Consider the following 24076-nt stretch of genomic DNA (forward strand, 5'->3'; position numbering starts at 1 on the left):
CTAGATGCGCCCGCCCCGTACGACCCCGCGCCCCCTGCGCCGCGCGACCGGAGACGCACATGACACGCACGCCCTGACCCGCACGGAGCAAGATCGCTGCTCCAGTGACGGTGAGCCGTCACAGACACACCCCGACCAGGCCCTGGGCCCTGTCGTCAAAGTGCCAGGTCCGCACCAGGAGATATGCGGGGGCGTTGGCTGCCTGATCGAGAACCTGGTCCTGGGCCTGTGACGTAGGTCAGGCGGTGCGGGGAGATCTGCACGATGAGGTGAAGGTGTCCAGGAACAGCCCTACGGCGACGAAGGCCCCTGCGGCTCCTGAGACTAGGCAGGCGAACAGGACAGGCCCGCCGTAGCCTTCCAGGCGGACTCGGCCGGGGCTTGGCTTGGTCGTACCGGACGCGTATCCGCTGCGAGCGGTCGATCGGATAGAGCCGGTGCCGCTTCGATGATCTGTTCCCAGCTCACGCGGGCAGGCTCCAGCGCTCCCTAGCAGAGACGGCGGCGCACTGGCGGCGGACCGGATTTGCGACCCGGTTGTTCCAGCCGGCCACGACGGGCTGATACCCGAAGAAGGCCCCGCAGGAGCCGCGCCCTGTGCCGGTGATGGTGGACCTCTGGCCGGAGGTGCCGGCGCGGGGCCGGAACGCCTCTGGCAGGGCGGACGCGTGCTGGCTTCCGATCGCGCGAGGCCTCACTCCGCATGGGCTCAGGCACTCCCACAAGACGGTCATGGAGGAGCTCGGAATCGCGCCCAAGCTCATGGACGAACGCATGGGACACGAGGACGGTTCGGTGCAGGCGCGCTACTCGCACATCACTGCGCGGATGAGGAGTCGGCTCATGGATGAACGGACCGAGCAGTGGGAGGAGTCGTTGGAGGCGCGGTTGGCCATGCATCCTCGGTCCCCGGTGCGTGCGCTCGATGCCTTGCTGAGAGCGGGCCAGGGGTGACGCTCGGGGAGTGGATTTCCTTGATCCACTCCCCGTTCGCTCCCCAGAGGTCCGAGGAACGAGTCAGGGCCGGTTTCCCGTGAAGGGAAACCGGCCCTGACCTGGTGTTTCAGCTGTCGGGGTGGCGGGATTTGAACCCACGACCTCTTCGTCCCGAACGAAGCGCGCTGCCAAGCTGCGCTACACCCCGATGTCATCCACTCTCGCGGCGACGTCGTTTACTTTAGCCCACCGGCGCCCGGAGACGAAATCCGGTTTTCGGGGGCCCGCAGGCCCTCGACGTCGCAGGTCTCGCCGCTGCTCGGCCGAGCGCCGCCATGGCGGGCAGCCAGGCCGAGGGCCCCGGCCACCGGAGCCGGTCCCCGTCCCCGGAGCGGTCCCGGGTCCCTGGTCTCCGTCTCAGTCCCGCGTCGTCAGCATGAGCAGCGTCGCCTCCGGGGGGCAGGCGAAGCGGACCGGGGTGTAGCGGTTGGTGCCGCAGCCTGCCGAGACGTGGAGGTGGGAGGTGAGGCCCGCGGCCTCGTGGGTCGAGAGGCCCCTGGCGCGGTCCGTGTCGAGGTCGCAGTTGGTGACCAGGGCGCCGTGGAAGGGGATGCGGAGCTGACCGCCGTGGGTGTGGCCGGCCAGGATGAGGGGGTAGCCCTCGGCCGTGAAGGCGTCCAGCGAGCGCAGGTAGGGGGCGTGGACGAGGGCCAGGGAGAAGTCGGCGTCGCGGTCCGGGCCGCCGGCGACCGATTCGTAGCGGTCGCGCTTGATGTGGGGGTCGTCCAGTCCGGTGAAGGCCAGGTCCAGGCCGTCGAGCTTGAGCCGGCCGCGGGCGTTGTTGAGGCCCACCCAGCCCGCCGCGTCGAAGGCGTCGCGGAGCTCCTCCCACGGGTTGTGGACGACGCCGACCGCCGGGGCGTTGCCGTTGAGACCGTGGCGGCCCTGGGCCTTTTCGAGGAGGTAGCGGGCGGGGTTGCGCAGCTTCGGGCCGTAGTAGTCGTTGGAGCCGAAGACGTAGACGCCGGGGAAGTCGAAGAGGGGGCCGAGCGAGTCGAGGACCTCGGGCACGCCCTCCGGGTCGGAGAGGTTGTCGCCGGTGTTGACGACGAAGTCGGGGCGCAGGCCCGCCAGCGACTGCAGCCAGGCGCGCTTCTTGCGCTGGCCGCGGACCATGTGGATGTCGGAGACCTGGAGGACGCGCAGCGGGCGCATCCCGCGCGGCAGGACGGGGACCGTCACCCGCCGGAGCCGGAACGAGCGGGCTTCGAATCCGGCGGCGTAAGCGATGCCGACGGCGCCTACGGCTGCGATGCCGGCACCGATTTTGAGAGGGGCTCCGTAGCGTGCGCGCATGCGCCCATCGTTGCAGACGGGCCCGCAAGGTCGTACGGCCCGTCCCTCTCCGGTGCCTCCCGCACCCCGCGGAAGGGCAGCAGCAGAAGCAGCCCCAGTGAGATCCATACGTAGGCGTTGCTGCCGAGGAAACCTGGAGCGCCCCCGTCGTTCCACCGCCACAGCCAGACGATGCTGCTGCACAACAGGGCGTAGCTCGCCCCGGCCCAGAACAGCAGCCGTCTGCGGCGCTGTCCGCCCGCCGCCGAGCGCAGTCCCGCGTCGGCGAGCACCGCGAGGGCGGGGATGAGCCAGACCAGGTGGTGCACCCAGGTGACGGGGCTCACCAGGCACGCGGCGATGCCGGTCAGGGCGAAGCCGGCCAGCTCGTCACCGGCGGCGACGGCACGCCGCGCCCGCCAGGCCCAGACGCAGAGCAGCAGCAGGACGCCGATGGCCCACACCGCGCGGCTGGGTTCGGCGACCGGCTCGGTGAGCCGGGCCAGCATGCCCTGCCAGGACTGGTTGGAGACGTACGCGAGCGAGCCGACGCGGTCCGTGTTCCACATCGCCTCGGTCCAGTACGTACGCGATGCCTCCTGGTCCGCCCAGGCGGCGATCACGGTCGCGCTGCCCGCGACCGCCGTGGCGACCCCGGCCGCCCGCAGCCGACGGGTGACCAGCAGATAGACGATGAAGATCGCCGGGGTGAGCTTGATCGCGGCGGCGAGGCCGATGCCGAGGCCGGCGATCCGGTCCAGCCGCCGGGCGCGGGCGGTGTCCGACGTCAGCAGCCAGGCGTCGGCGAGGACCAGCGCCAGCAGGAGCAGATTGACCTGGCCGAAGCTCGCCGTGTCCCGTACCGGTTCCAGCCAGGCGAAGAGGCAGCCCAGCACGGCGTAGGCGAACCAGCGGGTCCAGCGCTCCCGGCGGATCGTCGCATCGGTGCAGATATAGAGGATGGCCGCCGCGGCAGCGACGTTCAGCAGCTGGCTGATCGCTATGGCGCTGTACCAGCCGACCACCGACATCGGCAGCATGACGAGCGCGGCGAAGGGCGGGTACGTGAAGCCGTAGTGGGTGCCCGGCTTGAGGTAGTCGTAGATCCGGCCGCCGTCCATCCAGTAGCCGACGGTGCCGTAGTAGACGTGCAGGTCGAACCAGTCGCGGTGAAGGGGTACGAAGATCAGGAAGGCCGTGACGGCGATCGCCAGGCCCGTGGCCACGGCGACCCTGCCCAGGGTCGTGGTCGGGGGTCTCAAGCAGGGCTCCCGAGGGGTTCCGTACGACGGTGGGCCGAGGAGCTGCGGGCGTTCATCTGGTACACGCACCACAGCACGAGCACTGCGGCCGCACCTCCGCCCACAGCGAGCAGCAACTGTGTCCCGTCCGGGGCGAATCCGCTGGGCAGTACGGCGAGCGCGAGCACACCGCTGGCCACGGCCGCGGCCCGGCGCAGCCGTACCGACCCGTTCGGCGCCGCGGCGGCGATCAGGAACAGGCCCCACAGGACGTACCAGGGACGTATCGCCGGTCCGAGGAGGGCGACTGCGGTCAGGCTCAGACCGAGCGCGTAGACCGGGCGGCGTAGGTGGTGCCGCCGCCAAAAGGCGATCATGGCCAGCACCGTAGCCGCGATACCGGCCATGTGCCAGGCCGGAATCGCGAATTCTGCGAGGCTGCTGCCCACGCCCGTCAGCGCGGCGCCCGTCATCCGGCCGAGTGACGAGGTCAGCGACCAGTTCTGCGGCGACACGGGCGTGTCGAGCGCGGCTATCCATCCGTAACCCGTGCCGGTGAGCGCCGTTGTCACGGCCGTGGTGGCCGCCGAGATCCCGGCCACGGCGAGGGCGGCCCGCAGCCGCGGCAGGCGGCCGTCCAGCCGTCGGCACCAGAGCAGCGCGACCGCGAGCAGACCAAGCGCGGCGGGAGCCTTCACCAGCGCGGCGAGGGTGACGAGTACGACGCCGATGACCGGCCAGCGTCCCAGCGCCGCGACCAGCCCCGCACCCAGCAGACCCAGCATCACCGCGTCGTTGTGGGCGCCCGCGACGAGGTGGAGCAGCACCAGCGGGTTCAGCGCGCCGAGCCAGAGCGCGGTGCGCGGGTCCGCGCCGCAGCGCCGCGCCAGCCTCGGCAGGCAGAAGACCATCAGCGCGACCCCGAGCAGGGCCACCAGCCGCATCCCCAGGATGCCGGTGGACACCTCCGCACGCGCGAGCCCGGCTATTGCGGCCGCGCAGGCCAGGAAGACCGGTCCGTACGGAGTGGGGGTGTGCTGCCAGACCGGTGCGACTTCCAGGTTCAGCGGGCCGCCGAGGTGAGCCGGGCCCTGCGCGTACACGTCCATCTGCGCCTCGACCATCGCACCCTGCGCGAGATAGCTGTACACGTCCCGGCTGAACAGTGGCGGCGCCGCCAGCAGCGGCGCCGCCCAGAGCGCGAGCGTGAGGAACAGTGTGCGTGGTCCCGGCGGTTCGGGCCCGCGTATCGCCCGCCCGAGCAGCGCCCACGCGGCGATCAGCAGGACCAGCCCGAAGTACGCCCCGGCCAGCCCGAGCGCGGCCGCCCCCGAGCGTGGGGCGAGCACCTCTCGTACGGGTACGGCCCCGACGGCCACCCCGCAGGCGGCGAGCACCGCCGAACCGGTCAGCCCCAGAAACTGGATGTGGCGGGTGTCGACGGGAACGCGGATGGCCGGCATGCGGGCAGGCTGTCAACGGACGATGGCCGGAAGCCGACGTAAGCCCCACCCGGGAACGGCCACGATGTGTCCGGAGCATTACGAGCGGAGGGGCCCGCGGGACGGCAAGGCCCGATCGAGGCGGGGTCGGGGCCGCGTCCGGGGCGCGCCCCGGACGAAATGCGCGGGCGACGCACGCCACGTACCTGCCACAATCGGGGCATGACCACGCTCAAGTCCAAGCTGCGGGAAGACCTCACCGAGGCGATCAGGGCGCGCGACGAACTGCGCTCCTCCACGCTCCGGTTGACCCTCGCCGCGATCACCAAGGAGGAGGTCGCGGGCAAGCAGGCGCGCGAGCTCTCCGACGACGAGGTGCAGAAGGTGATCGCCAAGGAGGCGAAGAAGCGCCGCGAGGCGGCCGAGGCCTTCGCCCAGGGCGGTCGCGCCGAGCAGGCCGACCGCGAGAAGGCGGAGGGCGAGATCCTCGACGCCTACCTTCCACAGCAGCTGACGGACGACGAACTGCACGACGTCGTCGCGCAGGCCGTCGAGGAGGCCAGGGCGGCGGGCGCCGAGGGCCCGCGCGCGATGGGCGCGGTCATGAAGATCGTGAACCCGAAGGTGGCAGGCCGCGCCGAGGGCGGCCGCGTCGCTGCGACGGTCAAGAAGCTGCTTGCGAGCTGACGCCGGGCCGAGAAACCGGGCAGCCGAGGAGCCGGCAGCCCAGAAGTCGGGCAGCCGACTCACGCAGAGCCGAGCCGACTCACGCAGAGCCGAGCCGAGCTGAGCCGAGCCGACCCGCGCAGAGCCGAGCCGCGCAGAGCCGAGCCGCGCAGAGCCGAGCCGAGCCGAGAACCGGCGAGTGCCGGCCACCCGGGGATCGATCCACGATCGATCCCGGTGGCCGGCACTCCTCAATGGCCGGACGAGGTCAGCCCCGCCCGCCGCCGTTCGCGCGCCCGCCGTCCGCTCCGCCGACGAAGCCCGGCGGGATGGAGATCCCGGGGAACGGCTGACCGCCGTCGCCCTCGGTGTCGTTCCCGCCGTTGTCGTTGCCGCGGTGGTTACCGGGCTTGTCCCGGTCCTCGTCGTCCTTGTCCTCGTCCGGCTTCTCGCCGCGAGGCACGTCGATGGGGTTGAAGGAGTCGGTCTCGGAGGCGTCGAGCGCCCCGGTCATCGCGATCTTCCAGATGGGGCCCGGGAGGCAGCCGCCGCAGACCTTGTCGTAGTACTGGCCGCCGATGGTGATGTTGTACATCGACGTCTTCTCGCCGATGTCGTCGCCGACCCACACCGCGGTGGAGAGGTTCGGCGTGTAGCCGACGAACCAGGCGTCCTTGCGGTCGTTCGTCGTACCCGTCTTGCCCGCGTTGTCCCGGTCGCTCAGGCCGGCCCTGGTGCCGGTGCCGTCCTCGACCACTCCCTTGAGCATCTGGTTGATCATGTCCGCCGTCTGCTCGCTCATCGCCTGCGAGCATTCGGACTCGGGCACCTTGACGGTCGCGCCGTCCGCGGTGGTGATGGACGAGATCGCGATCGGCGTGCAGTACGTGCCGCGGTTGGCGAACGTGGCGTAGCTGGCGGCCATGGAGAGCGGAGTGCTCTCCTCACCGCCGAGCGTGATCGACGGGTTCTCGCCGAGTTTCTTGCCGTCCCCGCGCTCGTAACCCATCTCCTTCGCCATCTCGACCGTCTCGCACAGCCCGGTCATCTGCTCGAGCTTGGCGAAGTAGGTGTTGATGGACTTGCCGAGCGCGCTGGTCATGTCCCAGCTGCCGGCCTCCTCCTCCACCTCGTTCTGCAGGTCCCAGATGCCGGATCCGGCGGGGGAGCCCGAGCACGTGGTGAAGGAGCTCATCGGGAGCTGGAGCTTCCACCCGCTGGAGAAGGACTGCGACGGGCTGATGCCCTTCTCCAGCGCCGCCGCGGCCGTGATCGGCTTGAAGGTCGAGCCGACCTGGAAGCCGTACGTCGTGCCACCCATCTTGTTGTCGACGGAGAGGTTGAGCACCGTCTCGTGCTGCTTCTGGTCCAGGCCGTACGGGCGCGACTGGCCCATCGACAGGATCTTGCCGGTGCCGGGTTCGACCTGCACCACCGCCGCGGCGACCTTGTCCTTTTTGTTGACCTTCGAGGTGGCGGCCTCGTTGGCGGCCTCCTGGGCGCGCGGGTCGAGCGTGGTCCTGATCGTCAGACCGCCCAGGTTCCACAGCTTCTGCCGCTCCTCCGCCGTCTTCCCGAAGGCCGGGTCGGAGAGGACGGTCTTGCGCACGTAGTCGCAGAAGAAGCCGGCGCCGTCGACCGCCGTGATGCAGCCGTTCTTCGGCCGGCTGACGTTCAGCTTGATCGGCTTCGCCTCGGCCTCGTCGGCGGCCGCCTGCGAGATGTCACCGATGCCGGCCATCCGCTGCAGCACGGTGTTGCGCCGCTTGGTGGCCTCTTCCTTGTCGTTGACCGGGTCGTAGCGGCTGGGCGACTGGACGATGCCGGCCAGCAGCGCCGCCTCCTCCAGCTTCAGGTCCTTGGCGGACTTGGTGAAGTAGCGCTTGGACGCCGCCTCGATGCCGTACGCCTGCTGACCGAAGAAGGTGATGTTGAGGTAGTTCTCGAGGATCTTCTTCTTCCCGAGCTCCTCCTCGACCTGGATCGCGTACTTGAGCTCGCGGACCTTGCGGCCGAGCGTCTGCTGCGTGGCCTGGGCGACCTTGTCGGGGTCGTCGCCGGCCTCCTCCACGAAGACGTTCTTGACGTACTGCTGGGTGAGGGTCGACGCGCCCTGGGCGACACCGCCCTCCTGCGCGTTCCGGTTCAGCGCACGCAGCACGCCCTTGAGGTCGACCGCGCCGTGCTCGTAGAAGCGCGCGTCCTCGATGGCGACGATCGCCTTCTGCATGTACGGCGAGATGTCCTTCAGCGGGACGACCGTACGGTCACGGGAGTAGACGGTCGCGATCTGACCGCCCTCGGAGTCCAGGATGGTCGTGCGCTGACTGAGCGGGGGTGTCTTGAGGTTGGCCGGGATCTCGTCGAACCCCTCGACCGTCCCCTTGGCCGCGAGCCCCAGTGCACCGGCGGCGGGCAGGGCAATGCCTGCCAGCACCGCTCCTGCGAGCACACTGACACCGAGGAACTTGGCGGCCTGCTGGGTCCCGGTCAGACCCCCACCCGAGCGCTTGTTTGCCATGAGGGCAGCCTAATCCGTAGTTATGAGCGTTCTGCAGGAGCGGGTGCTTCTCGGAGCGTTCGAGTACCAGACCGTGACATCCAGGTGCAGCCGGGCCGTGGAGGCCTCAACGTAGATCGGTGCGCGGTCTGGTCATGGTGGTGGCGGCCAGGCGGGCGCTGAAGGGAATGTCTTCGAAGGACCAGGTCCTGGAGACCTCGGCCAAGATCGGCGCCCTTCAGCGTCTGCCCGGCCGCTACCACCTGCTTCGAGCACCCGTTGGTGTTTGTGGTGCGAGCCCGCCGCGCGGCGACCTCTTGCTATGCCCGAGCGTTCTGAGCTCCTGCTGAGACCGAGGCCCGTGGGGTGCGCTGGTGCCACGAACGGCTAGTGAGGTGGCGGCCCGACCGCGATGCGGTCGAGGCCTGGGATTAGGTCGCTGCGTGGCCCGCATGCGCTCGTGACCAGCGCAAACACCGAACTCTGGGAGGGGAATCTTGATCTACTGCGGAATCGACTGGGCGGAACGCACTCATGACGTCGCCCTGGTCGACGACACCGGCCAGCTGCTCGCCAAGCGGCACATCACCGACGACGCGGCCGGCTACAAGCTCCTGCTGGAGCTGCTCGCCGAGTACGGCGACACCGAGGAGGACCCGATCCCGGTCGCGATCGAGACCTCCCGCGGCCTGCTGGTGGCCGTCCTGCGGACCGGCACACGCAAGGTGTTCGCGATCAACCCGATGGCCGCCGCCCGCTATCGCGACCGGCACTCCGTTTCGCGCAAGAAGTCCGATCCAGGCGACGCCCTGGTTTTGGCGAACATCCTCCGCACGGACATGCACGCCCACCGGCCTCTGCCAGACGACAGTGACCTCGGCCGCGCGATCACCGTCCTGGCCCGTGCCCAGCAGGACTCTCTGTGGAACCGGCAGCAGCTCGCCAACCAGCTCCGGTCTCTGCTGCGCGAGTACTACCCCGCCGCCCTGGCCGCCTTCGCCAACTGGACCAACGGCCTGTGCCGCCCCGAGGCCCGCGAACTCCTCAAGACGGCCCCGACCCCGGCCCGGGCGGCACGGCTGACTCGCACCCAGATCCAGGCCGCGCTCAAGCGAGCCGGCCGCCAGCGTGGCATCGAAGCCGAGGCCGACCGCCTCCGCGAAGTCTTCCGGGCCGAGTGGGCCCACCAGCCGCCGCTGGTCGAGGACGCGCTCGGCAAGCAGATGCTCGCCCTCCTCATCCAGCTGGACGCCGCCTGCACCGCCGCCGACAACCTCGCCGAAGCGGTCGAAGATGCTTTCCCCCAGCACCCGGACGCCGAGATCCTGCTGAGCTTCCCCGGCCTCGGTATCCAGCTCGCCGCCCGCGTCCTGGCCGAGATCGGCGACGACCGCACCCGCTTCGCCGACGCCCGCGGCCTGAAGGCCTACGCCGGCTCCTCACCCATCACCCGCGCCTCCGGCAAGAAGTCCGCCATCACCAGACGCTGGGTGAAGAACGACCGGCTCAACCACGCCGGCTACCTCTGGGCCTTCGCCTCTCTGCGGGCATCTACCGGTGCCAACGCCCACTACCGACGTCGACGTGAACAAGGTGACTGGCACGCGGCCGCCCAGCGCAACCTCTTCAACCGCGTGATCGGACAGCTCTACCACTGCCTCCAGAAGCGTGAGCTCTTCGACGAGCAGTCCGCGTTCCCCACACTGTCCACGTCCTTGGAAGCAGCAGCTGCCTGACCCAGGGCCAGGCGAGCTCCTACCAACCCATGTCTCGGGCCACAGCCTCCTGCGCGGCGGCGATCTCCTCCTCGGTCGAACCGGCGATGTCAGCAGCGACGTCGCTCTCCAGCCGAGTGAGCAGGTCCATCAGGGCCTGCTTCTGCGCGGGGTGCGTGATGGGGACCGTGTTGAGATCGGTAGTCATCAACCAGTCGAACAGGACGACAGCATCGGCATGCCAAAGCGGCACGGTCACCATCGGCAGATCGGAATCCATGGTGCTCATCGTGCCTCGTCGAGCAGCTCCACGACCGCGCCGTGTTCGGAGGACTCATCCCGAGAACTTGACGGCATAGCAACGTGAGGTGTCTACGTTCTCATTCGCCGGACACGCGTATATGCCTTGGCCTAAGCTGTTCCCAACTGTCACAGCAGTGCAGTTGCGTATCAATACCCCGCCGTATCCCCGCGGCACCCTGAGACAGTCCTGAGACAAACCGAGGCGACGGCCTCTCCCGTCGCCCGGATTCAACTGCCCCCATTTGTCGGATTCATCACGTATGCCCTCACCTCACTCCCCTGGGTGATCTGCCGCGTACGCATAGTCCGTTCGGGCCATTCAAGATTGGGCCCGAAGGGGGTGTTGCGCTGTGCCCACCTTCCGTAACGTCCTCAACTGGCAGCGGTGAATATGCCGCTACCGCCGTGGGGGAGCCTCGATTCGGGAGAGGACGGCGCCGGCATGGGCTGGGTAACCGACTGGAGTGCGCAGGCAGCCTGCCGCACTACCGATCCGGATGAACTGTTCGTACAAGGAGCGGCGCAGAACAGGGCCAAGGCGGTGTGCACCGGATGTCCGGTGCGGACCGAGTGCCTGGCCGACGCGCTCGACAATCGCGTCGAGTTCGGCGTTTGGGGTGGCATGACCGAGCGGGAGCGGCGCGCATTGCTGCGCAGGCGGCCCACCGTCACCTCCTGGCGCCGGCTGCTCGAGACCGCACGTACCGAGTACGAGCGGAGCGCGGGCATCCTGCCCGTAGGCCTGGAGGACGACGAGACGTACGAGACGTACGCGGCAGCGGGCTAGCGGTCGGCGGCGGTACGCGGAAGCACCACCCGCCCGTGCGCCTCGCACGGCCTGTACGTTCCGCGTCTGCCGTACGTCCCGCGGGCGCCGTTACGCAGCTCCGACCGGGGAACCGCCGGTCGCGAGCCGATCACCGATGGCCCGGAGTCCTGCGAGGTCGTGCACATCGCCCGGCAGGGCGGCCACTTCGGCCACCGCCACCTCAGGGTGGAGAGCGGTGAAGCGGTCGCGTGTGCGCTGCTCGCGCGCGAGCACCTGCATCCGTTCGGCGTGCAGGCGGAGCAGACCCGCGGTCAACTGTGATGTGGGGTGCGCCATCGAGGCGTCGGTGGTGTCGAGGGCGTCGGGGACGTCGGTGGCGTCGGGCGCAGGCTCCACGGCGGGAGAGTCGGGAGAGGCGCCCGTGGAGTCACGAAGACCAGCCTTCCCGGTCGCCTGATCCACAATGCGGCCCTCCTCAAGATTTTCTGCGGCGGCGAGCGCCCGCTCGGCCGACAGCCGGGCGGCGCCGCTGCCATGGACCCGGTTGAGCACCAGCCCGGCCAGCGGCATCTCCTCCGCCGCCAGCCGCTCCACGAAGTACGCCGCCTCGCGCAGCGCGTCCCGCTCGGGTGCGGCGACCACGAGGAACGCGGTGCCGGGCGCCTGCAGCAGCCGGTACGTGGCGTCCGCGCGCGTGCGGAACCCGCCGAACATCGTGTCCATCGCGGCCACAAAGGTCTGTACGTCACGCAGCAGCTGACCACCCAGCAGCTTTCCGAGCGTGCCCGTCATCATCGACATACCGACATTCAGGAACTTCATCCCGGCCCGTCCGCCCATCTTCGCCGGGGCCATCAGCAGCCTGATGAACTTGCCGTCCAGGAAGGACCCGAGCCGCTTCGGTGCGTCCAGGAAGTCCAGGGCCGACCGTGACGGCGGAGTGTCCACCACGATCAGGTCCCACTCGTCGCGCGCCCTCAGCTGCCCCAGCTTCTCCATCGCCATGTACTCCTGCGTGCCGGCGAAGCCGGCCGACAGGGACTGGTAGAAGGGGTTCTCCAGAATCGCGCGGGCCCGCGCCGGATCCGCATGCGTCTCGACGATCTCGTCGAACGTGCGCTTCATGTCGAGCATCATGGCGTGCAACTCGCCCTCGCCCTTGATGCCGTCCACCCGGCGCGGGGTGTTGTCGAGCAGATCGATGCCCATCGACTGGGCCAGTCTGCGCGCCGGGTCGATGGTCAGGACGACCGCCTTGCGGCCGCGCTCCGCCGCTCGTACGCCGAGGGCCGCCGCCGTCGTCGTCTTGCCGACGCCGCCCGCGCCGCAGCACACGATGATGCGGGTGCCCGGGTCGTCGAGCAGCGGATCGATGTCCAGCAGCGGTGTGTCCTGCAGTGCGATGCCCGCGATGCCAGGCGTCATGGACGGCGTCATGCGTTATCCGTTCTCCCCGTTCACACCGAGCTTCCGCAGTTCGGTCGCCAGCTGGTACAGGCCGGCCAGATCGATCCCCTCGCTCAGCAGGGGGAGTTCGTACGTCGGCAGCCCCAGGCCTGCGAGCACGGCGCGCTGCTCGCGCTCCAGCTCCACCCGCTGCGCGTGCTCGGCGGCCTGCGCCAGCAGCGGGCCGACCAGCCGGGCCGCGCCGCTCACGCCCGCCGCCGTCAGCGACTTGGCGATGTCCTTACGGCGGGCGGCCGTCGCCGCGGTTCGTACCGCGTCCTCGTCGAGGAGGTGCGGCCGCACCATGTTCACGATCACCTTGCCGGTGGGGAGGTCCGCCTCGCGCAGCTCGGCGACGCCGTCCGCGGTCTCCTGGACCGGCATCTCCTCCAGCAGCGTCACCAGGTGGACGGCGGTCTCCGGAGACTTGAGGACCCGCATCACGGCCTGGGCCTGATTGTGTATCGGGCCGATCTTCGCCAGGCCCGCCACCTCGTCGTTGACGTTCAGGAAGCGGGTGATCCGGCCGGTGGGCGGGGCGTCCATGACGACGTGGTCGTAGGCGTACTGCCCCTTCTTGTCCCGGCGGCGCACGGCCTCGCAGGCCTTGCCGGTCAGCAGCACGTCCCGTACGCCGGGGGCGATGGTCGTCGCGAAGTCGATCGCGCCGAGCTTCTTGAGCGCCCGGCCCGCCGAGCCCAGCTTGTAGAACATCTGGAGGTAGTCGAGAAGGGCCCGCTCCGCATCGATGGCCAGCGCGAAGACCTCGCCGCCGCCCGGGGCGACGGCGATCTTGCGTTCCTCGTACGGCAGCGCCTCCGTCTCGAAGAGCTGTGCGATTCCTTGCCTGCCCTCGACCTCGACGAGGAGAGTGCGCTTCCCCTCGGTCGCGAGGGCGAGCGCGAGGGCCGCGGCAACCGTCGTCTTACCGGTACCGCCCTTGCCGCTGACGACCTGAAGCCTGCTCACGTCTTCGAGCCTAACCAGTCGTCCTGCGGACTACGCACGAGGCTGCCCGCGGGCTGCGCAGGAGGCTGCCCGCGGGCTACGCGTGAGGCGGCCGGTCGGTGCGGCTACAGTCGCCTCCATGACCAAGTGGGAATACGCGACCGTGCCCCTTCTCGTGCACGCGACCAAGCAGATTCTGGACACCTGGGGCGAGGACGGCTGGGAGCTCGTCCAGGTCGTCCCCGGGCCGAACAACCCCGAGCAGCTCGTGGCGTACCTGAAGCGGGAGAAGTCGTGAGTGGCGCCGTAGAGGCGAAGCTCGCCGAGCTCGGCCTGACGCTGCCGGAGGTCGTGCCGCCGCTTGCGGCCTACCAGCCGGCCGTGCAGTCCGGCCCGTACGTCTACACCGCGGGACAGCTCCCGATGGTGGAGGGCAAGCTTCCGGTCATCGGCAAGGTGGGCGGCGAGGTGACCGCGGAGGAGGCCAAGGACCTGGCCGCCACCTGCGCGCTGAACGCGTTGGCCGCCGTGAAGTCGGTCGCCGGTGATCTGGACCGTATCGCGCGTGTGGTGAAGGTTGTCGGATTCGTCGCGTCGGCGTCCGACTTCACCGGCCAGCCGGGCGTCATCAACGGTGCGAGCGAGCTGCTCGGTGCCGTGCTCGGCGACAAGGGTGTGCACGCGCGCAGCGCGGTGGGCGTCGCGGTGCTGCCGCTGGACGCGCCGGTCGAGATCGAGATCCAGGTGGAGCTCGTTCAGGACTGAATCTCGTTCAGAACCGGGGTCTCGTTCCGGACCTGGCCCTGCCCGGGACCGTGCTTCCCCCGGGGCCGAGCCTCGCCCAGGACCGAGCAGCCTTTGCCGGCTGAATCGCCGGTCAGTACATGTACGGCCCTGAGCCCGCTCTTTTGCGGTGGGTTCAGGGCCGTACATGCGTGTTCGGGCATCCCTCGGCCGTCCTCGCCGGATCTCCTGACGTCTCTTGACGTGATCATGCCCATGGGTGTGCTCTGTTCACAGTTAGGAACGTTTCCTATTCTTCTGAATCGGGAGGGATCCCCGTGGCACCAACCCCCCACAGGCCGCGCCGAGCGGTCGGTGCCCTTGTGGCCGTCGCCACCGCGGCGTTGACCATGGCGCTGCCGGCGTCGACAGTCAGCGCCACAGCCGTCGCCACCGACCACGAGGCCGAATCCGCAACGGTCTCGCAGGGCGCCGTCGAGTCGAACCACGCAGGCCACTCCGGCACCGGCTTCGTCAACTTCGCGGCCGTCAGTGGCGCGTACGTCGAGTTCACCGTCGACTCGGCGCAGGCCGCCGACGCGAAGCTCGACTTCCGCTACGCGAGCGCCACCGCCGACCGCCCGCTGGACATCGCCGTCAACGGCGCCACCGTCGCAGACGACCGGTCCTTCCCGGCCACCGGCGCATGGACGACCTGGCGGACCGTCTCCGTCGACGCCGCGCTGAAGGCGGGCACCAACAAGATCCGCGCGACCACCTCGGGCATCGACGGACCGAACCTCGACAAGCTGTCCGTCACCGCCACCGGGCCCGCCGACACCGAACGCCCCACCGCCCCGCCGAATCTGCGCAAGGACGAGGAGCCGACGGCCACCACCGTCTCGCTCGCCTGGGACGCGGCCACCGACAACGTCGGCGTCACCGGCTACGACGTCTACCAGCACGGCCAGTTGATGAAGAAGGTCGGCGGCTCGTCGTCGGCGACGACCGTCGAGAACCTCGACCCCGGGACGTCGTACGACTGGACCGTCTTCGCCCGTGACGCGGCCGGCAACGCCTCGGTCGCGAGCAACGCCGTCACCATCGCCACCCTGCCCGCCCCGCCGGACGACCAGGCGCCGACCGTTCCCGCGAATCTGCGCTCGCCGGCGAGGACCGCGACCACCATCGACCTCGCATGGGAAGAGTCGAGCGACAACGTGAAGGTCACCGGCTACGAGATCCATCGCGACGGTGTCCTGTCCGGCACCTCCGACACGACCACGACCAGCGTCGCGGGGCTGAGCCCCAGCACGGCGTACCGGTTCAAGGTGAGGGCGTACGACGCCAAGGGCAACAAGTCCGCCTTCAGCCCCGAGACCACGGTGACGACGTCCGGCAGCCTGCCGGGCGGCACCCCCGACCCGGGCGCGGTCTCCACGCTCGCGAGCGGCGTGGACGTGGCCTGGGGCCTCGGCTTCCTCCCCGACGGCACCGGCATCTACACCGAGCGCAACACCTTCAACGTCCACAAGCTGACCAAATCCGGCTCGAAGACGCTGGTCGGCAAGGTGCCCAACTCCCAGACCACGGGCGGCGAGGGCGGCCTGATGGGCATCGAGATCAGCCCGACCTTCGCCACCGACCACTACCTGTACTTCCTCCACACGTCGAGCGAGGGCAATCGCATCGCCCGGATGACCCTCGACGGCAACACCCTGAGCGGCTACGAGGTTCTGCTCCAGGGCATGGAGAAGAGCAGGTTCCACAACGGCGGCCGGCTGCGCTTCGGCCCCGACGGCAAGCTGTACGCCTCCATGGGAGACGCCCAGACCGAGTCCCGGGCGCAGGACAGGAACTCGCTCAACGGCAAGATCCTGCGCATCAACCCCGACGGCTCGATCCCGGCCGACAACCCCTTCGGCAACGCCGTCTGGTCGCTCGGCCACCGCAACCCGCAGGGCCTCGACTTCGACTCCGAGGGCCGCCTGTGGCAGGCGGAGTTCGGCAACAGCGTCATGGACGAGGTCAATCTCGTCCAGAAGGGCGGCAACTACGGCTGGCCCCACTGCGAGGGCACGAGCGGCAGCTGCTCCGGCTACCTCGCCCCCAAGAAGACCTGGCCGACCTCCTCGGCCTCACCCAGCGGCCTGACGATCATCAACGATCACGTCTTCGTGGCCACGACGCGCGGCGAGCGGGTCTACCGGATGCGGATCGACCCGTCCTCGAACCTGGTCGAGGAGAAGACGTACTTCCAGGGGACGTACGACCGGCTGCGCACGGTCGAGGTCGACCACGACGGCGACATCTGGCTGACCACGTCGACCGACAAGGACGGCACCGCCGGCAACGACCGGATCCTGCGCATCGACATCGTCCACTCGGGCGGTACGACCGCTACGCCCCCGGACGGGACCGAGACTGCGGTCGAGAACGCGAGCACGGCGAAGGCGAAGCCGCGCGGCAACTGCGACGCGGCCAGGTGACCGGTCGAGGGGTGGCCGGTGCCCTGAGCGGGAACCGGCCACCCCTCGAACATCCAGGCGGGAACGCATAGCATCCGCCCATGTCCAATGGTCAGTGGTACCCACCGGAATGGCCCGACCGGATCCGGGCGCTCGCCGCCGGCGAGCTCACCGCCGTCACCCCCAGGCGGGCGGCGACCGTGATGCTGCTCAAGGACACTCCCGAAGGCCCCGCGGTGCACATGCTGCGCCGCCGCGCCTCCATGGCCTTCGCCGGAGGCGCGTACGTCTATCCCGGCGGTGGCGTGGACGAGCGGGACTCCCGGCCGGTCCGGTGGTCGGGCCCGTCGCTGGCCGAGTGGACCGAACGGCTCGGGATCGAGGACGAGGCGTCCGCGCAGGCCATCGTGTGTGCGGCGGTGCGGGAGACGTACGAGGAGGCGGGTGTCCTGCTCGCCGGCGAGACCGCGGACTCGGTGGTCGGGGACACGACGGGCGACGACTGGGAGGCGGACCGGGCGGCCCTGGTCGACCGGGACCTCTCGTTCGCCGAGTTCCTGGACCGCCGTGGTCTGGTGCTGCGCTCGGACCTGCTGGGCGCGTGGGCCCGCTGGATCACCCCGGAGTTCGAGCCGCGCCGCTTCGACACCTGGTTCTTCGTCGCCGCGCTCCCCAAGGGACAGCGGACGAGGAACGCGTCGACGGAGGCCGACCGCACGGTGTGGATCAGGCCTGCGGACGCGGCCGCCGGGTACGACAAGGGCGAGCTGCTGATGATGCCGCCGACGATCGCCACCCTGCGGGCGCTCGGGCGGTACGAGGCCGCCGCGGACGCCCTCGTCGCGGCACGGGAGCAGGATCTCACCCCGGTCCTCGCCCAGGCACGCTTGGAGGAGGGCGAGCTGGTGCTCAGCTGGCCCGGCCACGACGAGTTCACCAAGCACATCCCGACGGGACCGGAGGGAGGCCCTCGATGAGCTACGCCTCAGCCCTCCCGGGGCAGCCGCGCGGGGCCGTCGTGTCCGGGCCCGCGACGGCGCGGGCGGTCAACGTCCTGGCACCCAACCCGTCCGCGATGACCCTGGACGGCACCAACACCTGGATCGTCTCCGAGCCGGACTCCGAGCTCGCCGTCGTCGTCGACCCGGGCCCCCTCGACGACATACATCTCCGCAATGTCGTCGCGACCGCCGAGAAGGCGGGGAAGCGGATCGCCCTGACCCTGCTCACGCACGGGCACCCGGACCACGCGGAGGGCGCGGGCCGCTTCGCGGAACTGACCGGCACGAAGGTCCGCGCCCTGGACCCTGCCCTGCGCCTCGGCGACGAGGGCCTCGCGGCGGGCGACGTGATCCGGGTGGGCGGTCTGGAGCTGAGGGTCGTCCCCACCCCTGGTCACACCGCCGACTCGCTCTCCTTCCATCTGCCGGCCGACCGCGCCGTACTGACCGGTGACACCGTCCTCGGCCGCGGCACGACGGTCGTCGCCCATCCCGACGGCCGCCTCGGCGACTACCTCGACTCGCTGCGCCGGCTGCGCTCGCTCACCGTCGACGACGGCGTCCACACGGTGCTCCCGGGCCACGGCCCGGTCCTGGAGGACGCCCAGGGCGCCGTCGAGTACTACCTCGCCCACCGCGCCACCCGCCTCGCCCAGGTCGAGACCGCCGTCGAGAACGGCCACGGCACGCCGACCGAGGTCGTGGCGCATGTGTACGCGGACGTGGACAGGTCGCTGTGGCCCGCCGCGGAGCTCTCCGTACGCGCACAGCTGGAGTATCTGCGCGAGCACGGCCTGATCTAGGACCAGCGTCCGCTCGGGGTGTCGGCGTCGGCCGAGGACGTTCCGGATGCCGGGCGCGCCGCGTGGCCTTCGCGTGCTCCGCGCGTGCCCCGCGCGCTCCACCCCCCGCCCTGGGGGGCTCGCCCTGAGTGCTTTACGCTCCGCTTACTTTCAGCGTTTCGCATGTGGGGGAAACCGTGTTCGTCGTGTCCATTCTGCTCGTCATCGCCGCCGTGGTGATGTTCCTCGTCGCCCGGGGCGGCGAGAGGCGAGGCCTCAAGATCGGCGCCGTCGCGGCGCTGATCGTCGGCCTCTTCGCGGGCATCAGCAGCACCGTCTACGTCGTCAGCGCCTACGAGGTCGGCGTGCCGGTGGCCTTCGGCAAGGTCGGCTCGCCGATGACCTCCGGCATGCACGTCAAGTCGCCCTTCACGAACGTCACGACGTTCTCGACCCGGCCGGTCGACCTCAACCTCTCCGACAAGGACGTGGTCGAGGTGCGTTCCAGCCAGGGCGGCGTCATGTACGCGGAGGTCACGGTCAAGTGGGCGGTGACCCCGTCGAAGGCGGTGGAGCTCTACAAGCTCGCCGGCAGTGAGGACGCCATTCAGCAGCGGCTGGTCTACCCGGACAGTCGCGAGATCATCCGCAATGTCTTCGCCCGCTACACGAGCGAGCAGGGCTACGCCTCGGCCCGAGAGAAGATCAACACCGAGATCGGCGGGCTCATCAAGGAGCGGCTGGCCCCGCGCGGTATCGACGTGACCACCGTCAACCTGCGCAATGTGAAGCCGTCCGACCGGCTGCAGGACCAGATCGACCGCAAGATCCAGCAGCAGCAGGCGACGGAGCGGGCCACGGAGGCGGCGCGCACGGCGACGGCCGAGGCCGAGCGGCGCCGTATCGAGGCGGAGGGCATCGCGAGGGCGAACAAGATCCTCAATGACTCGCTGACCGACAAGGTGCTCATGAACCAGTGCATCGACGCCTACAAGGAGGCGTCGGCGAAGAACCCGGTGTACGCCGTGCCGTGCGGCGCCGGCAGCGGGAACCCGCTGATCGTGGACGGCAGCAAGCGCTGATCGTACGGGCGCGAAAGAGCGCCCGTAGGACGCGAGGCCGCCACCCGTACGGACACGAAGGGGCCGCCCGGCAGTTCGCCGGGCGGCCCCTTCCTTGCTTGTCTAGCGGGAACGCTTCGCGAGGCGCTCCACGTCCAGCAGGATCACGGCCCGCGCCTCCAGGCGCAGCCAGCCGCGCTGGGCGAAGTCGGCCAGAGCCTTGTTGACGGTCTCGCGGGAGGCGCCGACGAGCTGGGCCAGCTCCTCCTGGGTGAGGTCGTGCACGACGTGGATGCCCTCCTCCGACTGCACGCCGAAGCGGCGCGAAAGGTCGAGGAGCGCACGGGCGACACGGCCCGGCACGTCGGAGAAGACCAGGTCGGACATCTGGTCGTTGGTCTTGCGGAGCCGGCGGGCGACGGCGCGCAGCAGGGCCGTTGCCACCTCGGGTCGCACGTTCAGCCAGGGCTGGAGGTCGCCGTGGCCGAGGCCGAGGAGCTTGACCTCGGTGAGTGCGGTCGCGGTGGCCGTGCGCGGGCCCGGGTCGAACAGCGACAGCTCGCCGATCAGCTCACCGGGACCGAGCACCGCCAGCATGTTCTCGCGGCCGTCGGGGGAGGTGCGGTGGAGCTTGACCTTGCCTTCGGTGACCACGTAAAGGCGGTCGCCGGGGTCGCCCTCGTGGAAGAGCGCGTCGCCGCGGGCGAGCGTCACTTCACTCATCGAGGCGCGGAGCTCCGCGGCTTGCTCGTCATCGAGCGCCGCGAAGAGCGGGGCGCGCCGCAGAACGTCGTCCACGAGTTCTCTCCTTGTCGACCTGCTCAGGGGACGGTGGTCCCCATGATGCCGCACAGGAAAACAGTGCGATCGATCACAAGGGTCCAACACAAGTTTGACGCACCGGCGTGTCCGGTTGTGCGGCAGGGGCCGAATCGGGTGGTGATCGGCCGGGCCCGGGGCGGATGTCAGTGGTGGCCCTTAGGCTGGCCGGGTGTCCAATTCGCCGGTGAGCGTGCAGGCCAAGGGGGCCGGAAGAGTGTCAGGGGAACAGAATTCCGCTGTGGGCGAACAGAGTTCCTCCACACCGACAAAGGTAGCAAAAGAGTCAAAAGGTGCACGTTTGAAGTCTTCGGCGCCTTCCAAGACCTCGAGGTCTTCCAAGTCTTCCAAGGCATCACCGAAGACTCCGGCGAAGACTTCGGTGAAGTCCGTGGCGAAGCCGGAATCGCGTCTGGCGATGGTGCGCCGCGCACGCCGGATCAACCGCGAGCTGGCCGAGGTCTTTCCTTATGCCCACCCCGAGCTCGACTTCCGGAACCCCTTCCAGCTGCTCGTGGCGACGGTTCTCTCCGCCCAGACGACCGATCTGCGGGTCAATCAGACGACGCCCGCACTCTTCGCGAAGTACCCGACCCCCGAGGACATGGCCGCGGCCGTCCCCGAGGAGCTGGAGGAGGTCATCCGGCCCACCGGCTTCTTCCGTGCCAAGGCGAAGTCCCTGATCGGTCTCTCCACGGCCCTCCGCGACAACTTCGGCGGCGAGGTCCCGGGCCGCCTGCAGGGCCTCGTCACGCTCCCGGGCGTGGGCCGCAAGACGGCGTTCGTGGTGCTGGGGAACGCGTTCGGGGTCCCCGGGATCACGGTGGACACCCACTTCATGCGGCTCGCCCGCCGCTGGAAATGGACCGAGCAGGACGACCCGGTCAAGATCGAGGCGGAGATCGCCGCGATCTTCCCCAAGAGCGAGTGGACGATGCTCTCCCACCGGGTGATCTTCCACGGCCGCCGCATCTGCCACGCCCGTAAACCCGCCTGTGGAGCCTGCCCGATCGCCCACCTGTGTCCCTCCTACGGCGAGGGCGAGACCGACCCGGAGAAGGCGAAGAAGCTCCTCAAGTACGAGATGGGCGGCTATCCCGGCCAGCGTCTGAACCCCCCGCCGGACTACCCGGGCAAGCCGGCGCCGCCCCTGGGAACCTCATGACGGCGTGTCCCGGGGGCTTCGGCCCCGCGTGTGACCCGATGGGATGGAACGATCCCGGTCACCGAACGCGTTGCACACGACGGGGGTGCCCATGACACGCACGGATGAGATGTACGACGGCGAGCTGGCCGTGACGAGCGACGGTCTGCCCGACTGGCTGGGGCCGGTCGAGCGTGCCGCAAGGACCGTCGCGCCGGAGCAGCTCAGCCGGTTCCTGCCGCCCGAGAGCGGCTGCGGTCGGCAGTCGGCCGTGCTCATCCTCTTCGGGGACGGCCCCCACGGCCCGGATCTGCTGCTCATGGAGCGTGCGAGCAGCCTCCGCTCGCACGCCGGTCAGCCGGCCTTCCCGGGCGGCGCCCTCGACCCCGAGGACGGCGATCCGGCCACCACCGGTCCGCTCCGCGCCGCCCTCCGCGAGGCCCAGGAGGAGACCGGCCTGGACCCGTCAGGCGTCCAGATCTTCGGCGTGCTGCCCCGCCTCTACATCCCGGTGAGCGGCTTCGTCGTGACCCCCGTCCTCGGCTGGTGGCGTGACCGCACCCCGGTCGCCGCGGTCGACCCGGCCGAGACCGCCCGGGTCTTCAGCGTGCCCGTGGCGGATCTCACGGACCCGGCCAACCGTGCGATGGCCATCCACCCGAGCGGTCACTGCGGCCCCGCCTTCCTGGTCGCATCTGCCCTGGTCTGGGGGTTTACCGCCGGTGTGATCGACCGCATCCTCCACTTCGCCGGCTGGGAGCGGCCGTGGGACCGCGCGAAGCAGGTCCCGCTCGACTGGCGGTCATGAGACGGTTGACCGCGTGTCACTCCGGGGACTGCGACACTCGCGGCTCTGCCGCGTAGCCCCCCGGACCACCGCCCCCCCACCCCCCACCCCGGGGACACGACCCCCGCCGGACGGAGTGCCGGACGACGAAACTGCGAGGCTGCTGACGGTGAATGTGCTGGACATCCTGTTGCTGGTCGCGGCCGTATGGTTCGCGATCATCGGATACCGCCAGGGCTTCGTCGTGGGCATCCTGTCGGTGATCGGGTTCCTCGGCGGCGGACTCGTCGCCGTTTATCTGCTCCCACTCCTGTGGGACCAGCTGACCGACGAGGCAGAGGTCTCCACGACCGCCGCGATCGTGGCCGTCGTGATCGTGATCGTCTTCGCCTCCGTCGGCCAGGCCTTCACCACGCACCTGGGGAACAAGCTCCGCCGTCACATCACGTGGTCACCCGCCCGCGCCCTCGACGCCACGGGCGGCGCGCTCGTGAACGTCGTCGCGATGCTGCTCGTCGCCTGGCTGATCGGCTCCGCCCTCGCGGGCACCTCCCTGCCGACGCTCGGCAAGGAGGTCCGTAACTCCAAGGTCCTCCTCGGCGTCTCCCGGGTGATGCCCACGCAGGCGTCCAGCTGGTTCACCGACTTTTCCGCGGCCCTCGCGCAGAACGGCCTGCCGCAGGTCTTCAGCCCGTTCGCCAACGAGCCCATCACCGAGGTCCGCGCTCCCGACCCGGCGCTCGTCAACAGCCCGGTCACGGCCCGCGCCCAGCGATCCATCGTCAAGGTCGTCGGCACGGCGCCGAACTGCAACAAGGTCCTCGAAGGCACCGGCTTCGTCTTCGCCGAGCGCCGCGTCATGACCAACGCGCACGTCGTCGGCGGAGTCGATGAGCCGACCGTCCAGATAGGCGGTGAGGGCCGGCGCTACGACGCGACGGTCGTCCTCTACGACTGGCAGCGCGACATCGCCGTCCTGGACGTCCCGGACCTCGACGCGCCGCCACTGCGGTTCACCGACGGCGACGCCCGCACGGGCGACAGCGCGATCGTCGCGGGCTTCCCGGAGAACGGCTCGTACGACGTACGCTCCGCACGCGTCCGCGGCCGTATCGACGCCAACGGCCCCGACATCTACCGCCGCGGCGAGGTGCGCCGCGATGTCTACTCGCTGTTCGCGACGGTCCGCCAGGGCAACTCGGGCGGACCGCTGCTCACCCCTGACGGCGATGTGTACGGAGTGATCTTCGCCCGTTCGCTCGACGACGCCAACACCGGCTATGCGCTGACGGCCGATGAGATCCGCGACGACATCACGCTCGGCGCCACCGCCAACCAGCAGGTCGACAGCCAGGGCTGCGCGCTGTGAGGCGGTAGGTACGGCGTGAGGCGGCGGGTGTGCCGCCTCCGTCGAGGCCCGTCAGCCGCGCGTATGGCGCAGCCGGGCCGAGACCCAACGCGCCCTGCGGCGGAGGATACGGGGAATGCCGAGCCGGGGATCGTGGCCCTGTGCCTGCGGGCCGCCCCTCTCGTGGCTGATCGGCGCGGAGGCCGAGCGGGAGTTGCGTGCTGTGTCACCGTAGTCGTGCGTCCAGCCCATACCCCGACGTGTGCCCGTGCCCCAAGGTCGGTAACCGTATCGGGGCCCGCCAATTGGCCTATGCGCCGGGCAATGCCCGTTCGCAGAACGGACGTTCTGCGCCTTCCCGGGGTAACGCCCCCGGCCCCGGCAGGCCGAGCGCCGCCGGGGTCAGCGGTCGGGTTCGGGGTCCTTGAGCCAGTTGATGAGTTCCGTGGAGAACGCCACCGGATCTTCCTCATGGGGGCTGTGTTTTCCGGGGGCGACCCCCGGACCCCCGGCAGTTGGTTCGGGGCTCGGGTGGTCGTGGGGTCTGCCGAGCGCCGCCGGGGTCAGCGGTCGGGTTCGGGGTCCTTGAGCCAGTTGATGAGTTCCGTGGAGAACGCCACCGGATCTTCCTCATGGGGGCTG

At 69.9% G+C, this 24076-nt stretch carries 21 protein-coding genes, 1 tRNA gene and 1 pseudogene; 13 read left to right on the top strand and 10 right to left on the bottom strand.

Annotated features, from left to right (window positions below; all coding sequences use genetic code 11):
• Window positions 1–495 precede the first annotated feature (495 nt).
• Window positions 496–954, top strand: a pseudogene (locus ACWCP0_RS10925) (LacI family transcriptional regulator); the annotation flags it as partial.
• Between the two features lie 116 nt (window positions 955–1070).
• Here ACWCP0_RS10925 and ACWCP0_RS10930 read toward each other — a convergent pair.
• From ACWCP0_RS10930 to mptB, 4 genes are all read right to left on the bottom strand, one after another.
• Window positions 1071–1144, bottom strand: a tRNA-Pro gene (locus ACWCP0_RS10930).
• Between the two features lie 209 nt (window positions 1145–1353).
• Window positions 1354–2292, bottom strand: coding sequence for a metallophosphoesterase (locus ACWCP0_RS10935; protein WP_451078517.1), 939 nt, complete (start codon window positions 2290–2292; stop codon window positions 1354–1356).
• Entirely contained in the window at window positions 2238–3533 is a 1296-nt protein-coding gene (locus ACWCP0_RS10940) for a glycosyltransferase 87 family protein (RefSeq protein ID WP_451078518.1), read from the bottom strand. The genes ACWCP0_RS10935 and ACWCP0_RS10940 overlap by 55 nt, the downstream gene beginning before the upstream one ends.
• On the bottom strand, window positions 3530–4975 hold the full coding sequence (gene mptB / locus ACWCP0_RS10945; protein WP_451078519.1) for a polyprenol phosphomannose-dependent alpha 1,6 mannosyltransferase MptB: 1446 nt from the start codon (window positions 4973–4975) through the stop codon (window positions 3530–3532). The genes ACWCP0_RS10940 and mptB overlap by 4 nt, the downstream gene beginning before the upstream one ends.
• 201 nt (window positions 4976–5176) lie before the next feature.
• Here mptB and ACWCP0_RS10950 point away from each other — a divergent pair, with 201 nt between their 5' ends.
• On the top strand, window positions 5177–5641 hold the full coding sequence (locus ACWCP0_RS10950) for a GatB/YqeY domain-containing protein (protein ID WP_451078520.1): 465 nt from the start codon (window positions 5177–5179) through the stop codon (window positions 5639–5641).
• 247 nt (window positions 5642–5888) lie between these two features.
• Here the strand turns inward: ACWCP0_RS10950 and ACWCP0_RS10955 are convergent, their stop codons facing one another.
• Entirely contained in the window at window positions 5889–8141 is a 2253-nt protein-coding gene (locus ACWCP0_RS10955) for a transglycosylase domain-containing protein (RefSeq protein WP_451078521.1), read from the bottom strand.
• Between the two features lie 476 nt (window positions 8142–8617).
• Here ACWCP0_RS10955 and ACWCP0_RS10960 point away from each other — a divergent pair, with 476 nt between their 5' ends.
• On the top strand, window positions 8618–9856 hold the full coding sequence (locus ACWCP0_RS10960; RefSeq protein WP_451078522.1) for an IS110 family transposase: 1239 nt from the start codon (window positions 8618–8620) through the stop codon (window positions 9854–9856).
• A gap of 19 nt (window positions 9857–9875) precedes the next feature.
• Here the strand turns inward: ACWCP0_RS10960 and ACWCP0_RS10965 are convergent, their stop codons facing one another.
• A complete protein-coding gene (locus tag ACWCP0_RS10965) occupies window positions 9876–10115 on the bottom strand; it encodes a hypothetical protein (protein ID WP_451078523.1) in 240 nt (79 codons plus the stop codon).
• 465 nt (window positions 10116–10580) lie between these two features.
• On the opposite strand from ACWCP0_RS10965, the gene ACWCP0_RS10970 reads away from it, so the two are divergent.
• Window positions 10581–10925 carry a WhiB family transcriptional regulator gene (locus ACWCP0_RS10970; RefSeq protein WP_351229664.1) on the top strand — a complete coding sequence of 115 codons (345 nt, stop codon included), beginning with the start codon at window positions 10581–10583 and terminating at the stop codon, window positions 10923–10925.
• A 90-nt stretch (window positions 10926–11015) separates the two neighbouring features.
• On the opposite strand, the gene ACWCP0_RS10975 is transcribed toward ACWCP0_RS10970, so the two are convergent.
• Both ACWCP0_RS10975 and ACWCP0_RS10980 read right to left on the bottom strand, forming a co-directional pair.
• Complete coding sequence (locus ACWCP0_RS10975; RefSeq protein WP_451078524.1) at window positions 11016–12332, bottom strand: ArsA family ATPase; 1317 nt, start codon at window positions 12330–12332, stop codon at window positions 11016–11018.
• A 15-nt stretch (window positions 12333–12347) separates the two neighbouring features.
• Window positions 12348–13322: an ArsA family ATPase gene (locus ACWCP0_RS10980; RefSeq protein ID WP_451078525.1), complete on the bottom strand. Its 975-nt coding sequence runs from the start codon at window positions 13320–13322 to the stop codon at window positions 12348–12350.
• 118 nt (window positions 13323–13440) lie between these two features.
• Between ACWCP0_RS10980 and ACWCP0_RS10985 the strand changes: the two genes are divergently transcribed.
• The 6 genes from ACWCP0_RS10985 to ACWCP0_RS11010 all read left to right on the top strand — a co-directional run bounded on the left by ACWCP0_RS10985 (window position 13441) and on the right by ACWCP0_RS11010 (window position 19357).
• Window positions 13441–13599: a DUF4177 domain-containing protein gene (locus tag ACWCP0_RS10985; RefSeq protein ID WP_017947820.1), complete on the top strand. Its 159-nt coding sequence runs from the start codon at window positions 13441–13443 to the stop codon at window positions 13597–13599.
• Complete coding sequence (locus ACWCP0_RS10990; protein WP_451078526.1) at window positions 13596–14066, top strand: RidA family protein; 471 nt, start codon at window positions 13596–13598, stop codon at window positions 14064–14066. Before ACWCP0_RS10985 ends, ACWCP0_RS10990 begins: the two co-directional genes overlap by 4 nt.
• Window positions 14067–14434: 368 nt before the next feature.
• Window positions 14435–16513, top strand: coding sequence for a PQQ-dependent sugar dehydrogenase (locus ACWCP0_RS10995; RefSeq protein ID WP_451078552.1), 2079 nt, complete (start codon window positions 14435–14437; stop codon window positions 16511–16513).
• An 80-nt stretch (window positions 16514–16593) separates the two neighbouring features.
• Entirely contained in the window at window positions 16594–17469 is an 876-nt protein-coding gene (locus ACWCP0_RS11000; protein ID WP_451078527.1) for an NUDIX hydrolase, read from the top strand.
• Complete coding sequence (locus ACWCP0_RS11005) at window positions 17466–18296, top strand: MBL fold metallo-hydrolase (protein WP_451078528.1); 831 nt, start codon at window positions 17466–17468, stop codon at window positions 18294–18296. Before ACWCP0_RS11000 ends, ACWCP0_RS11005 begins: the two co-directional genes overlap by 4 nt.
• A 176-nt stretch (window positions 18297–18472) precedes the next feature.
• Complete coding sequence (locus ACWCP0_RS11010; protein WP_451078553.1) at window positions 18473–19357, top strand: prohibitin family protein; 885 nt, start codon at window positions 18473–18475, stop codon at window positions 19355–19357.
• Window positions 19358–19459: 102 nt separating this feature from the next.
• On the opposite strand, the gene ACWCP0_RS11015 is transcribed toward ACWCP0_RS11010, so the two are convergent.
• The gene (locus ACWCP0_RS11015) at window positions 19460–20134 is read right to left on the bottom strand and encodes a Crp/Fnr family transcriptional regulator (protein ID WP_187741560.1); all 675 of its coding nucleotides are present in this window, start codon (window positions 20132–20134) and stop codon (window positions 19460–19462) included.
• Between the two features lie 403 nt (window positions 20135–20537).
• Between ACWCP0_RS11015 and nth the strand changes: the two genes are divergently transcribed.
• The 3 genes from nth to ACWCP0_RS11030 all read left to right on the top strand — a co-directional run bounded on the left by nth (window position 20538) and on the right by ACWCP0_RS11030 (window position 23455).
• Complete coding sequence (gene nth / locus ACWCP0_RS11020; RefSeq protein WP_451078529.1) at window positions 20538–21320, top strand: endonuclease III; 783 nt, start codon at window positions 20538–20540, stop codon at window positions 21318–21320.
• A gap of 91 nt (window positions 21321–21411) precedes the next feature.
• A complete protein-coding gene (locus ACWCP0_RS11025) occupies window positions 21412–22107 on the top strand; it encodes an NUDIX hydrolase (protein WP_451078530.1) in 696 nt (231 codons plus the stop codon).
• Window positions 22108–22255: 148 nt separating this feature from the next.
• Window positions 22256–23455, top strand: a complete 1200-nt coding sequence (locus tag ACWCP0_RS11030) for a MarP family serine protease (protein ID WP_451078531.1) — start codon at window positions 22256–22258, stop codon at window positions 23453–23455.
• Between the two features lie 51 nt (window positions 23456–23506).
• Here ACWCP0_RS11030 and ACWCP0_RS11035 read toward each other — a convergent pair whose 3' ends face one another.
• Window positions 23507–23686 carry a hypothetical protein gene (locus ACWCP0_RS11035; RefSeq protein ID WP_351229644.1) on the bottom strand — a complete coding sequence of 60 codons (180 nt, stop codon included), beginning with the start codon at window positions 23684–23686 and terminating at the stop codon, window positions 23507–23509.
• Window positions 23687–24076: the final 390 nt, after the last annotated feature.

This window comes from Streptomyces sp. NPDC001970, from assembly GCF_053594115.1.

What these genes read in the sequence shown, in the direction of transcription:
- ACWCP0_RS11025 (WP_451078530.1), top strand. Translation starts at nt 21,412, where the DNA reads ATGACACGCACGGATGAGATGTACGACGGCGAGCTGGCCGTGACGAGC.
- ACWCP0_RS10995 (WP_451078552.1), top strand. Translation starts at nt 14,435, where the DNA reads ATGGCGCTGCCGGCGTCGACAGTCAGCGCCACAGCCGTCGCCACCGAC.
- ACWCP0_RS10975 (WP_451078524.1), bottom strand. Translation starts at nt 12,332, where the DNA reads ATGACGCCTGGCATCGCGGGCATCGCACTGCAGGACACACCGCTGCTG.
- ACWCP0_RS11035 (WP_351229644.1), bottom strand. Translation starts at nt 23,686, where the DNA reads ATGGGCTGGACGCACGACTACGGTGACACAGCACGCAACTCCCGCTCG.
- ACWCP0_RS10955 (WP_451078521.1), bottom strand. Translation starts at nt 8,141, where the DNA reads ATGGCAAACAAGCGCTCGGGTGGGGGTCTGACCGGGACCCAGCAGGCC.
- ACWCP0_RS10965 (WP_451078523.1), bottom strand. Translation starts at nt 10,115, where the DNA reads ATGGATTCCGATCTGCCGATGGTGACCGTGCCGCTTTGGCATGCCGAT.
- ACWCP0_RS11000 (WP_451078527.1), top strand. Translation starts at nt 16,594, where the DNA reads ATGTCCAATGGTCAGTGGTACCCACCGGAATGGCCCGACCGGATCCGG.
- ACWCP0_RS11005 (WP_451078528.1), top strand. Translation starts at nt 17,466, where the DNA reads ATGAGCTACGCCTCAGCCCTCCCGGGGCAGCCGCGCGGGGCCGTCGTG.
- mptB (WP_451078519.1), bottom strand. Translation starts at nt 4,975, where the DNA reads ATGCCGGCCATCCGCGTTCCCGTCGACACCCGCCACATCCAGTTTCTG.
- ACWCP0_RS10935 (WP_451078517.1), bottom strand. Translation starts at nt 2,292, where the DNA reads ATGCGCGCACGCTACGGAGCCCCTCTCAAAATCGGTGCCGGCATCGCA.
- ACWCP0_RS10950 (WP_451078520.1), top strand. Translation starts at nt 5,177, where the DNA reads ATGACCACGCTCAAGTCCAAGCTGCGGGAAGACCTCACCGAGGCGATC.
- ACWCP0_RS10985 (WP_017947820.1), top strand. Translation starts at nt 13,441, where the DNA reads ATGACCAAGTGGGAATACGCGACCGTGCCCCTTCTCGTGCACGCGACC.
- ACWCP0_RS10970 (WP_351229664.1), top strand. Translation starts at nt 10,581, where the DNA reads ATGGGCTGGGTAACCGACTGGAGTGCGCAGGCAGCCTGCCGCACTACC.